The 14370-nt window shown below is 37.0% G+C and carries 12 protein-coding genes and 1 tRNA gene; 6 read left to right on the forward strand and 7 right to left on the reverse strand.

The annotated features are described in order from the left end of the window. Positions 1 to 95 precede the first annotated feature (95 nt). Positions 96 to 1247, reverse strand: coding sequence for an iron-containing alcohol dehydrogenase (locus ACJZU6_RS17490; protein ID WP_408900958.1), 1152 nt, complete (start codon positions 1245 to 1247; stop codon positions 96 to 98). Positions 1248 to 1457: 210 nt separating this feature from the next. Here ACJZU6_RS17490 and ACJZU6_RS17495 point away from each other — a divergent pair, with 210 nt between their 5' ends. The 5 genes from ACJZU6_RS17495 (at position 1458) to ACJZU6_RS17515 (ending at position 7358) form a co-directional block, all read left to right on the forward strand. Beyond that, positions 1458 to 2405 carry an AraC family transcriptional regulator gene (locus tag ACJZU6_RS17495; RefSeq protein ID WP_080156279.1) on the forward strand — a complete coding sequence of 316 codons (948 nt, stop codon included), beginning with the start codon at positions 1458 to 1460 and terminating at the stop codon, positions 2403 to 2405. A gap of 107 nt (positions 2406 to 2512) precedes the next feature. Further along, positions 2513 to 3130: an NAD(P)H-dependent oxidoreductase gene (locus tag ACJZU6_RS17500; RefSeq protein WP_080156278.1), complete on the forward strand. Its 618-nt coding sequence runs from the start codon at positions 2513 to 2515 to the stop codon at positions 3128 to 3130. 2 nt (positions 3131 to 3132) lie between these two features. Next, positions 3133 to 5070, forward strand: a complete 1938-nt coding sequence (locus tag ACJZU6_RS17505; protein WP_408900959.1) for a monovalent cation:proton antiporter-2 (CPA2) family protein — start codon at positions 3133 to 3135, stop codon at positions 5068 to 5070. Between the two features lie 213 nt (positions 5071 to 5283). Beyond that, the gene (locus ACJZU6_RS17510) at positions 5284 to 6315 is read left to right on the forward strand and encodes a PotD/PotF family extracellular solute-binding protein (protein WP_408900960.1); all 1032 of its coding nucleotides are present in this window, start codon (positions 5284 to 5286) and stop codon (positions 6313 to 6315) included. Continuing rightward, on the forward strand, positions 6315 to 7358 hold the full coding sequence (locus tag ACJZU6_RS17515) for a histone deacetylase family protein (RefSeq protein WP_107276109.1): 1044 nt from the start codon (positions 6315 to 6317) through the stop codon (positions 7356 to 7358). Before ACJZU6_RS17510 ends, ACJZU6_RS17515 begins: the two co-directional genes overlap by 1 nt. A gap of 64 nt (positions 7359 to 7422) precedes the next feature. On the opposite strand, the gene ACJZU6_RS17520 is transcribed toward ACJZU6_RS17515, so the two are convergent. The 3 genes from ACJZU6_RS17520 to ACJZU6_RS17530 all read right to left on the reverse strand — a co-directional run bounded on the left by ACJZU6_RS17520 (position 7423) and on the right by ACJZU6_RS17530 (position 9537). After that, complete coding sequence (locus ACJZU6_RS17520; RefSeq protein ID WP_107249944.1) at positions 7423 to 7677, reverse strand: hypothetical protein; 255 nt, start codon at positions 7675 to 7677, stop codon at positions 7423 to 7425. Positions 7678 to 7788: 111 nt separating this feature from the next. Next, positions 7789 to 8673, reverse strand: coding sequence for a DMT family transporter (locus tag ACJZU6_RS17525; RefSeq protein ID WP_408900961.1), 885 nt, complete (start codon positions 8671 to 8673; stop codon positions 7789 to 7791). Positions 8674 to 8829: 156 nt separating this feature from the next. Then, positions 8830 to 9537 (reverse strand): SDR family oxidoreductase, encoded by a 708-nt coding sequence (locus tag ACJZU6_RS17530; RefSeq protein ID WP_408900962.1) that lies wholly within the window; start codon positions 9535 to 9537, stop codon positions 8830 to 8832. 204 nt (positions 9538 to 9741) lie between these two features. Between ACJZU6_RS17530 and ACJZU6_RS17535 the strand changes: the two genes are divergently transcribed. Further along, positions 9742 to 9832 (forward strand) — tRNA-Ser (locus tag ACJZU6_RS17535). Between the two features lie 547 nt (positions 9833 to 10379). Here ACJZU6_RS17535 and ACJZU6_RS17540 read toward each other — a convergent pair. The 3 genes from ACJZU6_RS17540 to ACJZU6_RS17550 all read right to left on the reverse strand — a co-directional run bounded on the left by ACJZU6_RS17540 (position 10380) and on the right by ACJZU6_RS17550 (position 14300). After that, a complete protein-coding gene (locus ACJZU6_RS17540) occupies positions 10380 to 10913 on the reverse strand; it encodes a hypothetical protein (protein ID WP_080156270.1) in 534 nt (177 codons plus the stop codon). Positions 10914 to 11078: 165 nt separating this feature from the next. Beyond that, entirely contained in the window at positions 11079 to 13232 is a 2154-nt protein-coding gene (locus tag ACJZU6_RS17545; protein ID WP_408900963.1) for an ExeM/NucH family extracellular endonuclease, read from the reverse strand. A gap of 66 nt (positions 13233 to 13298) precedes the next feature. After that, positions 13299 to 14300 carry a porin gene (locus ACJZU6_RS17550; protein WP_107276113.1) on the reverse strand — a complete coding sequence of 334 codons (1002 nt, stop codon included), beginning with the start codon at positions 14298 to 14300 and terminating at the stop codon, positions 13299 to 13301. Between the last annotated feature and the right edge of the window lie 70 nt (positions 14301 to 14370).

Genomic DNA, 14370 nt, shown 5'->3' on the forward strand with positions numbered 1-14370 from the left:
GTTAGTGATATTGAAGTTCCCAATAAAAAGGCTAGATATAAAATACCTAGCCTTTTTATTTATGGTTTATTTATGGTAATAATATTGGGTAATGATTACAGCGCGGTTTCTAAAATCTTGCGGCTGTCTGCAATCGTTAGTTTTCCTTGTTCACCTAGTGCTGTTCTGCCATGTTTTTCAAGGCTAGCAACTAATACATCAATATCAGCAGTGCCTAGTTCAACATCAGCCAGTGAGGTTGGAACGTCCATTTCTTTAAAGAAAGCAATCGTGCGTGCGATTGCTGCATCAATACGCTCGTCAGTTGTGCCGTTAGTAATACCAAATACGCGTTCTGCATATTGAACTAATTTTGCTTGTTTCTCTTTACGACAAACTTGCATTACCGCAGGTAGCACGATGCTTAATGTACGGGCATGATCGATACTGTAGTTACCAGTAAGTTCATGGCCAATCATATGTGTAGCCCAATCTTGTGGAACACCCACACCAATTAAGCCATTCAACGCTTGCGTTGCAGACCACATGATATTGGCACGAACCGCGATATCATCTGGAGTTGCTAGTGCTTTCGGGCCTTCTTCGATAAGCGTTAACAATAGACCTTCAGCAAAACGATCTTGAACTTTAGCATTCACAGGGAAAGTTAAGTATTGTTCCATGGTATGAACAAAAGCATCTACAACACCATTAGACACTTGGCGAGGTGATAGGCTTAATGTGGTTTGTGGATCTAAGATAGCAAACGTAGGCTTCACTAATGCTGAGCCAAAGAACAGCTTATCGTGACCACGAGAAACCACAGCACCGCCATTAGTTTCAGAGCCTGTTGCTGGTAATGTCAATACACAACCGATAGGTAACGCAGCTGTTATTGGTGCTTGATCATGCAAAATTTCCCATGGATCTGCGCCTTCATAACATGCTGCTGCGGCAATGAATTTAGTGCCATCAACCACTGAACCACCACCAACAGCTAATAAGAAGTCATAGCCTTCTGCTTTCACTTTAGCAACGGCTTGCATTAGGGTGCCATATTGTGGATTTGGCTCGATGCCTGAAAACTCACTCCAATTAAAGCCTGTTAGTGCTGCGGCAACTTGTTCATAGACGCCGTTACTTTTAATTGAGCCGCCACCGTAGATAACTAAGATTTTCTTATCTTTCGGAATGTCATTGGCAATTTCAGCAATTTGACCTTCACCAAAATGAATTTTTGTAGGGCTTTGATAGGTAAACTTATCCATTTTATTTTCCTTAGAACAGCAAACTGAGCTGATTATTATAATGATTTTAGTTATCAGATACTGAGTACCTTAGATGTCTCCAGTCTAGGGGATAATACGTATTTACTTAATACATAATTCTCTTTAATGCTTGCCTATTTCTCTTTTGTTGCTGCTATTAATAGTAAATGTCTGCTAAGGTGACTGAAATGATTCTGTGAGTAGATAACCATGAAAAGTGGAAGCATTGCAAAGATAACCGCATCCCAACCGACCACCATACCAACATCCATAATTACCTTGGCCTATTCGTTATGTGAGTATTATGGCTTAGCGCATCAATCTGGTCGTGTAGACACCAATCTTGCTGGAATACGGTTATTTAGAATTGATAGTTATCACAAACATAGCCCACAAATGTATGAGCAAGGTATTGTTATTATTATTCAAGGTCACAAAACTGGTCATTTAAATCAACACCAATTTAATTACGATCCACAACGATGCTTATTAGTTACGACACCTTATCCTATTGTTTGTGAGACCTTTGCCTCACAACAACAGCCATTGATTGGAATTAATATCGATTTTGATCTAACTGTTATTCGTCAGTTAGTCACCATGATTGAATCTGAGCAGCAATATCCATTTAATTATGAAGGCAGTTGTGGTGTGGCAACCGCAAAGATGACAGAACGCATGTATCGCAGTGTCGAGCAATTATTAGAAGTATTGCACGATCCTCTTGATGCGATGGTTGTTGGTCCATCACTGATTCGGCAGTTGTTTTATTATTTACTGCAAGGCGATCAAGGGTATTTATTAGCGCAATATTGTGAACAAGATAGTGCGTTAGCTAAAATTTCATCGGTAATAGATTATGTACAATTGCATTATGATACTAAATTACAAGTGCATGAGTTAGCGGCAATGGCTGGAATGAGTGTGTCTGTTTTTCATAAAGTGTTTAAACAGGTCGTGACCGATCCACCACTGCAATACATTAAGAAAATACGGTTAAATAATGCCAAGACGTTAATCTTACAACAAGGTATGGCTGCTAATATTGCAGCGGGACTGGTGGGGTATGAGAGTCCTGCGCAGTTTAGCCGTGAATTTAAGCGGTATTTTGGTTTACCGCCAAGTAAAATTCATGAAAATGCAGGATTTATTCGGTAGTATGTCTAAATAGTATCGCTGATATGCAATCATGATAGATTTTTATAATATAATGTTTTATTAGCGTACTATTTATCAATGATAAGACAACAATAATAAGGAAAATAATGTCTGCTTCTCAAAAAAAAGTGCTGATTCTATTTGCTCATCCGTCACAAAACCGTTCTGAAATCAATGTACCGTTATTTAATGCATCTAAAGGTTTTGATCACGTTACTACCGTAGATTTATATGCAGAGTACCCCAATTTCCGTATTGATATCGATAAAGAGCAGCAACGGTTACGCGATCATGATGTGATTGTATTTATGTTTCCATTGTATTGGTATTCCACGCCATCGTTATTAAAAGAATGGCAAGATCTGGTGTTGGAATATGGTTTTGCTTATGGCAGTGAAGGTAAAGAATTAATAGGTAAAAAATTCTTTTGTGCGCTAACTGCTGGTGGCTCTGAATCAAGTTATCGCAAAGAAGGTTTTAACCATTTTACGATTCGACAATTGTTACAGCCGTTAGAACAAATGGCTGAATTAACGGGGATGGAGTTTTTGGCTCCGTTTGCGTTATTTGGTGCAGGCACAGCTACGGAAGAACAACGGATCACCAAACATCTACAAAATTGGCGTCGCGTATTAATCGCAATAGCAGAGAACAAGCTTGATTATGACGTTGCGAGTAAATTATCAAAATTAAATCATAGTCTTGATATTGTGATCACGGAGTAGCTATGACGGGAATATTTTTACAAGCATTTATCTATTTAGTCGCAGCTGTGATTGCGGTGCCGATTGCGAAACGGTTTGGGCTTGGTTCTGTGCTGGGCTATTTAATTGCCGGTGTCGTTATTGGCCCTGTAATTGGATTGGTTGGCAGTGAAACCACTACTATTCAGCACTTTGCTGAGTTTGGGGTGGTGATGATGCTCTTTATCGTTGGTCTTGAGCTTGAACCTAAAATGCTATGGGGTATGCGCCATCGCTTATTGGGGTTAGGTGGACTACAAGTTGTGGTGACCGCGGCTGTTGTGATGGGAATCGCTATGGCATTAGGACTTGGTTGGACTTATGCCTTAGCCATTGGTTTGATCTTTTCATTGTCATCAACGGCGATTGTATTGCAAACCTTTAATGAAAAAGGGTTAAGTAAAACTGAAGGCGGAAAAAGTGCGTTTTCAGTGTTACTGTTTCAAGATATTGCCGTTATTCCGATGCTGGCATTAATTCCGCTATTGGCATTGCCTGAATTAGTTGAAAAAGCACAATCAACCATGGCGACCGCTGCTGAACATCATGAAGAACTGAGTTTAGTCGCAGGTTTGCCCGGATGGGGATATGCCATTGTGGTGATCCTTGCCATTGCAGGAGTTGTTGTTGGTGGGCATTATCTTAGCCGACCACTATTCCGCTTTGTTGCTGCGTCTGGTTTGCGTGAGATTTTTACAGCTACAGCATTAATGTTGGTGATTGGTATTGCCACATTAATGAGTTTAATTGGATTATCGCCAGCGTTGGGTACGTTCCTTGCGGGTGTAGTGCTGGCCAACAGTGAATTTCGCCACGAATTAGAATCGAATATTGAGCCGTTTAAAGGCTTATTGCTGGGGCTATTCTTTATTACTGTTGGCGCCGGTATTAACTTTAGCATTTTGTTTGATCAGTTTGGCACTATTATTGGATTAACTTTGGGTGTAATGCTGATTAAAGCGTTGGTATTACTAATATTAGCATTTGTTTTTAAAGTGAAAGGCAGTGATAGATGGCTATTTGCACTTAGTTTGGCACAAGCGGGTGAATTTGGGTTTGTATTATTGAACTACACCGTCCAAAACAATGTATTACCTGCTGAGTTGGGTCAAACATTATCATTAGTTGTGGCATTGTCGATGTTCTTAACCCCTGGGTTATTTATATTATTTGATAAAGTCATTTTACCCCGATTTAGTGCGGCTAAAAATGAACGCGAAGCGGATGAAATTGATGAACAAGGAAAAGTCATCATTGCGGGTATTGGTCGATTTGGTCAGATTGTGAATCGCTTATTGACCTCAAATGGCATGCAAACCGTGGTACTCGATCACTCTGTGACTCAAATTGATAATATGCGTCAAATTGATATTAAGAGCTTCTTTGGGGATGCGACGCGACATGATTTATTGCATACCGCAGGTATTGAAGATGCAAAAGTGTTTGTTGTCGCGATTGACGATCAAGAACGTGCGACAGAGTTAGTGCACTATATTAAACAGACTTACCCGCATGTTCGTGTATTAGCGCGTGCTTATGATAGAGGTCATCATTACTCATTACGGTGTGCTGGTGCTGATTATGTTATTAGTGAAACCTACCGTTCGGCATTAGCGATGGGTGCACAAGCTTTAAAAGAGCTCGGCGTACACCCGTTTAGAGCGGAGCAACAAAAAGAAATGTTTGTTGAGACTGAAGCAAAGAGTAAAGAGTTGTTGTATCAAACATGGCGTGATAGTACCGAAGAAGATCGTTTCAATGCCTCTTATGTCGAGCTGTTTAGACAATTAGAACAAACGTTAGGTGAAGCGATGAAACAAGAGCGTACAGATAAACACACTAAATCAGAACGTGGTTGGACACCGCCACCGAAAAACTTTATAGAAGAAGCTGAACAAATGCAGGCGAATAAGAATAGCTAACCTTCGAAGGGGTATTCTTAAGCCAAAATAACAAATGCAATTAAGTTAATAAGACGCTAACTGTTTAATCATTAGCGTCTTTTTTTATATTATTGCCATCATATCTATGTAGCATTTGCATACAATTTCTAAATAACTGCTTAAATTTATTTATGTTATTGTCAATTGGAAAAGCTTATTTCGAGCTTTATTTGAATATTGGTAATAGGTGAAATGTTTAAAAAGAATCTACTTGCATCGCTTCTACTTAGCTCTTTCGTTGCTCAACCCGCTCTCGCTGACACAACATTAAATATTTATAATTGGTCAGAATATCTACCAACAGAATTATTGACACAGTTTACGAAAGAAACCGATATCAAGGTTAACTATTCAACGTTTGAAAGTAATGAAACGATGTATACCAAGATCAAAATGATCGACGGTAAAGGGTATGATTTAGTTTTCCCATCCACTTATTACGTGTCTAAAATGGCTGATGAAGGCTTATTAGCAACATTAGACCATAGCAAGATCTCCGCATTTTCTAAACTAGATAGCACAATTTTAAATCAACCTTTTGATCCCAATAACCAATATTCATTGCCTTATGTTTGGGGGAGTACTGCATTAGGTTATGATAGTGATCGCATTGATAGCCACCAGATTACACACTGGAAAGATCTGTGGAAGCCTGAGTTTAAAGGTAACGTGTTATTAACTGATGATCCTCGTGATGTATTTGGCATGGCATTGATTATGAATGGTCATAGTGTTAATAGCCGTAATGAAGCTGAAATTAAACAAGCTTATGAAACATTAAAAACATTGATGCCAAATGTGGCAGTATTTAATTCAGATGCGCCACACATTCCTTATATTGCTGGTGAAGTGTCAGTTGGAATGCAATGGAACGGTACTGCGGTACGTGCTGAAAATGAAAATCCAGCACTTAAATTTGCTTATCCTCAAGAAGGCACTATTTTCTGGATGGATAACATGGTTATTCCCGCAGCCAGTCAGCATAAAGATGCGGCCTACCAATTTATTAATTTCTTATTAAAGCCTGAGAACCAAGCTAAAATTATCACAGAAATTGGCTATGCTGCGCCTAATTTAGAAGCATTAAATAATCTTCCTGATACTATTCGTCAAAGTGAGATTATCTTTCCACCAAAAGCGATTAAGCAAAAAGGTCAATTTCTAGCGGATGTTGGTGATGCGACGGCACTCTACCAGCGTTACTGGATGGAGTTAAAGAAATAATGAAAGTTATCTACACTGAAAAACAACGTTTGCACCATGTACGTTTTGAATTTTTAAATGGTGAAGCGACGCCGTGTTTTGAAAAACCAGAACGTGCCGACATGGTGCTGAGTGCGCTAAATAACCACGGTGGTTTTACGATGGTTGAACCCAATAGTTATGGTGATGCGCCACTGCGTTGGGTTCATACTGATGATTATGTTGATTTTCTTGCTAGCTGCTGGGATCAGTGGGTAGAAGCGTTTGGTGATGTACATGATGCGTCGCCATACTGTTTTGCACCTGCACGTCATTTACGTAACCGTATTCCAAAAGATATCGAAGGTCGATTAGGGTATTACAGCTTTGATATGACCGCTGCTATTACTGCTGGATCTTGGAAAGCAATTGTTGCTGCAACTGAATGTGCACTAACTGGTGTTGATTTAATTAAACAAGGTGAGCATGCCGCGTTTGCGCTATGTCGTCCCCCTGGTCATCATGCGGCTTCTGATTTGATGGGGGGTTATTGCTACGCTAATAATGCGGCTATTGCAGCAGAGAGCTTTATTCGTCAAGGCGCGAAGCGAGTTGCAGTCCTGGATATTGATTACCATCATGGCAATGGTACGCAAAGTATTTTCTATCATCGTAATGATGTGTTATTTGCTTCTATTCATGGCGATCCTGATTATGATTATCCACATTATCTAGGTTTTGCTGATGAAGAAGGTGAAGGCGAGGGATTAGGCTTTAATCTAAACTTGCCATTACCGCTACATACAACTGATTGGTCGGTGTATGAGCCAGTATTAGCGCAAGCATTAACTCGCATTGCAGACTATAAACCTGAAGCGTTAGTTATATCATTGGGTATGGATACCTTCGCCGATGATCCTATTAGTTACTTTAAATTGATGCGTAATGATTATCAAAATATTGGTTGGATGATTGGCTTATTAAATATTCCAACACTTTTTGTTTTTGAAGGGGGCTACGCGGTTGATGACTTAGGCCATAATACCGTTGCCGTCCTTGATGGATTTAATAAAGCACTCGTTTAAGTTTATCGTAATCTAAAATTATGCAAGATGAAAAGCGATAGTCGAATGGCTATCGCTTTTTTATTTATAAAACAATCCCCATATAAACGCATAACTCACGCTTAATCCGGTTATATTCACTTGATATGACTTTCTGAGCTTGATAGTCAGTACCATCATCGGTTGCTATATCGTTTTCTTCAATTTCTAAAAAAGGCAATTCAGTGCTATTTGTTAATAGATATAGAGCTCGATGACCATCTATTTTATAATTTAAATCAAAGGCTACAATCGTTTCCATATTGATATAAATATTATTAATTTTTAGTGCTTTTTTCATTACTGATATCCTATGTAAGTAACGTTAAAGTCACATATAACTTGTGGCTGAAAATAGCATATTCCGAGTCTTAGCCTTTGTATGCAGAAAGTTCTGCAATGAAAGATTGTATTATTCGTTAACAGCAATCGCTTGAATTGAATCTTTTTTATGCTGCTTTCTTTCAACTTTAGCTAACCACAATAATGGCGCAATTATCATTACTGTTCCTACTAAGGTTGTTACATCTGGCACTTCATTAAATAAGAAATAGCCGACAATCACGGCACCAATTAAGCCGCTATATTCAGCACTGGCGATTTTATTACTTTCTGCTGCTCGATAAGCCACTACGCATGTGGCGGCATACACTAAAATTAATGCACTAGAACCAGAGGCGGTAATCAAAGGTGACCAATCCCATGGTTTGTTTTCCCATAATGCTAGTGCGAGTGATGCAGGCATACCTATTAAGTTTGTGAGCAACAATGTTTGGGCTACGCTTTGTTGGGTTGGTAGTTTGCGAATAAAAAGGTTATTTACAGCAATCGTGAATGCAACCACGAGCGCGGCTAATGCTGCCCAGCTAATGTCTGTTGGGCGTACAATAACTAACACGCCAGCAAAACCGATGATCCCCGCAGCAATAGAATAATGACTGAGTTTTTCACCGTAAACCATGACGGCTAACGGAAGCATGATCAAGGGTGCAGCATAGAAAATAGCATTGGCTGTCGCTAGTGGTAGCGTATTTAAAGAAATAACCATAAATATTGCGCCTAATAACCACACATGAGCACGCATACAATGCCATTTTAAGCCGACTAAAAAACTTTGTTTGGTTGCGCGTAAACAAAAAGGAAGCAGGATCACTACCGCTGATAATTGGCGGAAAAAGACAAATTGGAATACTGCGGCATCTTTGCCCATGGTTTTTATTAGTGCATCAGAAAGTACAGCGACCAAATTACCAATAATTAAAATGGTCATAGCAAAGCCAACAGAACGTTTTTTCATTATACCTACCGCAATAAACAAGGAGAATAAGTGGTACTGATTGAGGTTAAGAAACGCAAATAACAGCATTAATAAGCTTGTATATTATGATGAATTTCACATTATGTATAATAATATAAAATGTGTTCTATCGGTATTGTTTATGCTTAAAAGCTATCACCAAGGAAGGGTGTTACCGTCATAACTTAAAAATTGCCCCGTTTCTTGTGGTGTGAGTCGTGCCAATAAGCTCAATAAGCATTGTGCAGTATAAGTGGGCGTAAATAACTTGTGGGGCGCAACATTACGTTGAAATGGTTTTGAGAGTGGGCTTGCGGTTGTGCCAGGGTGAAAAGCAATAACACAACAATGGGGAAGTTTGGTGCGCCATTCAATACTAATAGTTTTAATAGCCATATTAAGTGCGGCTTTTGAGCTACGATAACTGATCCAGCCACCTAATTTATTATCTTCAATACTGCCAACTTTGGCTGAAATAGTCACAAAATAACTGCGTGACGATGTTTTTAATGCCGCCATGAAATGTTTAGCAATTAATAAGCTGGGTAGTGTATTCGTTTGAATGTTGGTTTGGAAAAAATTCACATCAAATTGTTGAATAGATTTTTCAGGTTGATGTTCAGTGGTGTGGAGCATACCGACAGCATTGATCACGATATCAAGTTGAGGTAGTTGTTTTGCAAGTGCTGCAATATGATTCTCTAGTGTAATATCGCAATAGTGCCAATGTAGCTGCGAATGTTGATATTGAGGCTGGTGGCGAAAAAATGTCGCGTGGATGTTTGCATGTGGCTTAATGAGTAACAATTGTTGAACGATCGCTAACCCTATACCACCTGTGCCACCAAGAACTAATACATTCATCAGATCTTCCTTGAAATCGTAATATTATTATTTATCAATATTGTAACAATGGCTGCTAAATTAAATTATAGCGAACATTTTGAAATAGTCATGGTGTGATAAAACAGCTAAAATTCAATTATCAGTGTAATAAACGCTCGCTTAAATTCCTTTAGAGAATAAAGCCTTTACAGATAATACTGACCACTATAATATACGCCGCATGGAGAGATGGCTGAGCGGTTGAAAGCACTGGTCTTGAAAACCAGCATACGTTTATAGCGTATCTAGGGTTCAAATCCCTATCTCTCCGCCAAATTCTTAAAAAGCCAACATTTAGATGTTGGCTTTTTTGCGTCTGAATAAAATAGCGATGTATTTAATTGGTGTAATAAAAGCGGGTTCAAATCCTCTAATACCCAAATCAGCTCCGCCAAAATTAAGAAAGCCGTTAAGAATTTAGCGTTTTTTCGTCTGAATAAAATAGCGATGTATTTAATTGGTGTAATAAAAGCGGGTTCAAATCCTCTAATACCCAAATCAGCTCCGCCAAATTTAAGAAAGCCGTTAAGAATTTTGCTTTTTTTCGTCTGAATAAAATAGCGATGTATTTAATTGGTGTAATAAAAGCGGGTTCAAATCCTCTAATACCCAAATCAGCTCCGCCAAATTTAAGAAAGCCGTTAAGAATTTGGCTTTTTTGCGTCTGAATAAAATAGTGATGTATTTAATTTGCGTAATAGGGGAGTGATTATCAGTATGTTGTAGAATAACCTCGTTGATGATAACGAGGCTTTGATATATCGACCATCGAGATGAGAAAATGTTGAAGGCTAGTCTGTATTTGATGGTGGTTGAGTGTATTAAATAGCTAACGCATTATGCACATTGATATTGTATTTTATAATATGTGATAGAAATAATAACCGTTCAACTTTTAAGTCAGTTAAGCGATGTAAATCATATTCTGATGGATATTTATGATTAAGATCCAATAAATTAAATTGGTCATCAATAATTATTTCTTTTTTTAATGATTTCATTATTAATGAATGACAATAATCTTGTGGTGAGTCTTCGAATGGTATTTTTTTAATGATTTCATCAATTGTTATTATATTTCTATATTCAAAGAAATCGAATAGTTGATCTTCAATCATATTTGCTAATTTTTCACTATCAATATGAGTGTCTTTTGATATTTTATTATATTCAATTGTAACTCTAACTTTAGGGCTTGAAATTATTTTTTCTTTTATTTCAATTTCAAGAATACAGGTTGTTTTATACTTTTCAAACCAGGAACGAATTCTTTTTTCAACATCAGATTTATAAAGAAAAGGTTTTATCCATGCTTTATTTAATGATATTGAAAGTGATTTTGTAGAACTCAGCATGTAATTAGTATCCTAAAATAGACGAAGCATGATTACATCACTATGTAGGATTTGATTTTATGATAAGCATCACATTGCAAGTATGAAGAAATCAATAATTATTAGAATTATCAGTAATATTACTTTCCAAAAAAAAGAGGCTTACTCAGCCTCTTTTTATATTGGTTATTTATTATTCTTTTTTCTTAATAGAAATATTCCAAATAAGGAGATTAGTCCCATTAAACCTGTTGAACCGCCTGAGTGTTTATCTTTTGTTTCATCTTTTACTGGTTTTGTAAATTTTAAATCCATGACAGCCGGATCGTGATCAGATGCTCGGTAAATATCTTTATAACGAGGAGAACATGTGCCTTTATTGCAATTATTTTTATCTGCATATTCTAATAACGTAGTTTCTCCAGCATTAATATTCCAATCTTTAGCATCGATAACCTTACTTTTTAGATCCGGTGATAATAGAATATAATCTAATGTACCAATATTATTTTGATATGAGAAGCTGTATGAATCAGGATGTAATTGACGGATGATATTAGTGTAACCATAACTTTTATTAATCACTTTACCTTCTGGTCCATATAATGGTGTTCCAGTTTCTTGATTACCACCAATATAGGTATACCCTGCAGCTTTGATAGTATGATCTTTAGGTACATTATTACGATTAGTTAATATTATTACAGGATCTTCATTTGCGTACGAATTTAGATCGCCAATAATAACTTTAGATCCTGGAATTTTAGCTAATACTTCACCTAAATGTTCTGCGGCAGCAACCCGCAAGTTTTCGCATGAGCCTTGTTTATCTGCATCAAGTTGTTTTCCAGTGTTAACATCTTCCCAGCAAGTAGAACCTTTGGATTTAAAATGGTTAACAGAGATGGTTAACGTCTTATCTGTACCTTTGATTTTAAAGGTTGGAGCAATAGTATCACGTTGATGATTACTACCACTTTCTATTTTTTGTTTACCTTTTTCATCGGTATATTTAACTTCAGGAGCATGTTGCTCTGGCATTTTTATTATACGGTATTGCTCTAATGTGACTTTACTTGGTTTATAAATTACTTGGCTTGAAATGGCATCACCGCCAACAAATTTTTCATCATTATTAGGTTTTACATACGCATAATGCTCAGTGGGATCTTTAATGCGATCATTAATTTTAGTTACGAGATCATTAACGGCAGAATCCGATTGAAAGCCATTATTTTCAATTTCCATTAAACCGACAATATCAGCATTCATACGTACAATGGCATTGGCTATTTTACTGCTTTGAAGATCAAATTCGGTTTGAGTTGTCGCCCCTCTATTTTGTTTTAGCGGGTTTTGAGTTTCACCTGTAAAGGGAGAGTTGAAGTAATTCAGAACATTAAAACTAGCAATACGTAAATCACCGCCTTGTTTTAATTCTGGCGCGTAGGTTCTATCATTTGTATGAATAAATGTATTTGTATCAGCTTTATTCGTGACATAGAAACGGTAATCACCATAAGAATAACCAATTACACCTTCTAAGCCATTAACGACATCACCAATACGAATATAATTATCAGTTGTTCCGGTGCCGTTATCTTTACCAAAGGTTGGGTACCAAGGAATATTACCGTTTGCAGCTTTGGTAAAAGACTCAATAACTAATAAATCATTGGACTGGTATGTATGAGAGGTTGTTGGTGCTTGTGTTTGATTAGGGTGTACGTTTACAGTCCCATGTGAAAGTAACATGTTGTTACGATATGAATTAAAATCAAAACCATAATTTTTTGTGACGTTTAGATCTGAATTCTCATTAATGCGTACTAGCATTCCTTCGTAACGTTCTAAATCAAATTTATTGGCATCATCAAATGTTAAAACGGTTACTGGTGGTAATTTATTATCAACTTTACTTAGTTGGATGTCTGCAACATCAATTAATTTAGTCCAATGATAATCTTCACTAACTCTGGCAGTAAGGTTTATCTCTTGTCCTACCTTTAAGTTATTAATTGCTGTTGTTTGAACAAAAATACCATCAGAAGTTGCAGGATTATTATCCGTCATGGCTTGCATGAAAAAGCCTTGCTGCAGATCTTTACCTAAATTGTGTTGCTGAATAGCAGTAATAATCCCTTTAACGTTATAACGGTAAGTGGATACATGTTGTTTATTAGGAACATCAATGCCGTCAACAGGAGAGTATTCGTCATTACCTTGAATCTGTTGAATGGATAATGTTTTTAGTTCATTTTGATTATCAGCAGCACATAGTTGAAAACTAAATGATGAAATGGTGGCACCAATAATTATCGCTAAAATATTTTTTTTCATGAGTTACGTTCCATGTGTATAACAATATATAATTATCATTCAATGAGTTAAAATATCTGATGTTATTTAAAACCAATAATATGCTTTTAAATAACCTAGTGTACCTGTATTACCCCCCATTGCAGCTTCAGCAACGAGTTTTACATTCTTGGCATACATATATTGCGTACCAACGACAACATGTTGGTCATCTTTGTCGTTATTATCGTCATTGTAAATATTACCTACAATATAACCTGTTAATTGGCTTGTAATGTCGTAAGAACCCGATAATACATAGGTCATGCTATTTTTGTTTACACCATCACGGTCGGAATAAGAGGTAAACCCACCAATAGCAAATTTGTTAATTTTATACTTGCCGTGTAATGAATATAATTCACCACGATTATGGACTGTTTCAGCAGCAGCTATAATGGTGAGATTGTTAGTAAAATAGCCAGCATAGCCATTTATAACTTCACCTTCTCGAGAATCAGTTACGTACGATCCTTTTTTCCCTAAAAATATGCCATTTTCATCATACATTGATTGCGCGTCTTGTTCGTAATCCCAACCTTTTGCTGAATATGAAATTCCAACTTTTAAAGCGCCAAATTCACCACGGTATTTAATCGTATTATCTTGATCTCCCGCTTCTGATACTTCGTCGGCTAATTCATTTGAGAAATCGCCAAAAGCATCATAGTGATCATAGGCTGTATCTGTTCGTCCAAATTCGACTGTTTGTTTATCTGTTAAGAAATATCCGACATAAGCTTTATCAATGACTAATCTAAAATTATTTTCATAAGTCCAATCAGTGCGTTCTGCATCAATTTCTAATTTGGCATAAAATTTATTAGTTTGTCCTTTTATACCAATAGTTCCAAAAGAGTCATCAACATAGGATTTAGATTTGTCGCCAAAAGGGGATTTATCTCTATTTGTGACAATGGTTCCGCCAATTTCAGCGCCACCATAGATATCTAATCTATCGCCATTATCTTTTTTATAAATAGTTGCAGAATGAGCTAAGCTACTCATAAGCAGGGATGAAATAGCAATCGCCAATATTTCTTTTTTCATTTGATTTACTCACAGATTAATTTCTGCGAATAAAATACCCCCAAGGAATAACCTTGATGTAGTAATTAAT

It is taken from the genome of Photobacterium piscicola, from assembly GCF_046058925.1.
GTDB classification, from domain to species: domain Bacteria; phylum Pseudomonadota; class Gammaproteobacteria; order Enterobacterales; family Vibrionaceae; genus Photobacterium; species Photobacterium piscicola.

Bases quoted from the DNA above. Each gene is read 5' to 3' on its own strand.
- ACJZU6_RS17490 (WP_408900958.1), bottom strand. From the start codon at position 1,247: ATGGATAAGTTTACCTATCAAAGCCCTACAAAAATTCATTTTGGTGAA.
- ACJZU6_RS17495 (WP_080156279.1), top strand. From the start codon at position 1,458: ATGAAAAGTGGAAGCATTGCAAAGATAACCGCATCCCAACCGACCACC.
- ACJZU6_RS17500 (WP_080156278.1), top strand. From the start codon at position 2,513: ATGTCTGCTTCTCAAAAAAAAGTGCTGATTCTATTTGCTCATCCGTCA.
- ACJZU6_RS17505 (WP_408900959.1), top strand. From the start codon at position 3,133: ATGACGGGAATATTTTTACAAGCATTTATCTATTTAGTCGCAGCTGTG.
- ACJZU6_RS17510 (WP_408900960.1), top strand. From the start codon at position 5,284: ATGTTTAAAAAGAATCTACTTGCATCGCTTCTACTTAGCTCTTTCGTT.
- ACJZU6_RS17515 (WP_107276109.1), top strand. From the start codon at position 6,315: ATGAAAGTTATCTACACTGAAAAACAACGTTTGCACCATGTACGTTTT.
- ACJZU6_RS17520 (WP_107249944.1), bottom strand. From the start codon at position 7,677: ATGAAAAAAGCACTAAAAATTAATAATATTTATATCAATATGGAAACG.
- ACJZU6_RS17525 (WP_408900961.1), bottom strand. From the start codon at position 8,673: ATGAAAAAACGTTCTGTTGGCTTTGCTATGACCATTTTAATTATTGGT.
- ACJZU6_RS17530 (WP_408900962.1), bottom strand. From the start codon at position 9,537: ATGAATGTATTAGTTCTTGGTGGCACAGGTGGTATAGGGTTAGCGATC.
- ACJZU6_RS17540 (WP_080156270.1), bottom strand. From the start codon at position 10,913: ATGCTGAGTTCTACAAAATCACTTTCAATATCATTAAATAAAGCATGG.
- ACJZU6_RS17545 (WP_408900963.1), bottom strand. From the start codon at position 13,232: ATGAAAAAAAATATTTTAGCGATAATTATTGGTGCCACCATTTCATCA.
- ACJZU6_RS17550 (WP_107276113.1), bottom strand. From the start codon at position 14,300: ATGAAAAAAGAAATATTGGCGATTGCTATTTCATCCCTGCTTATGAGT.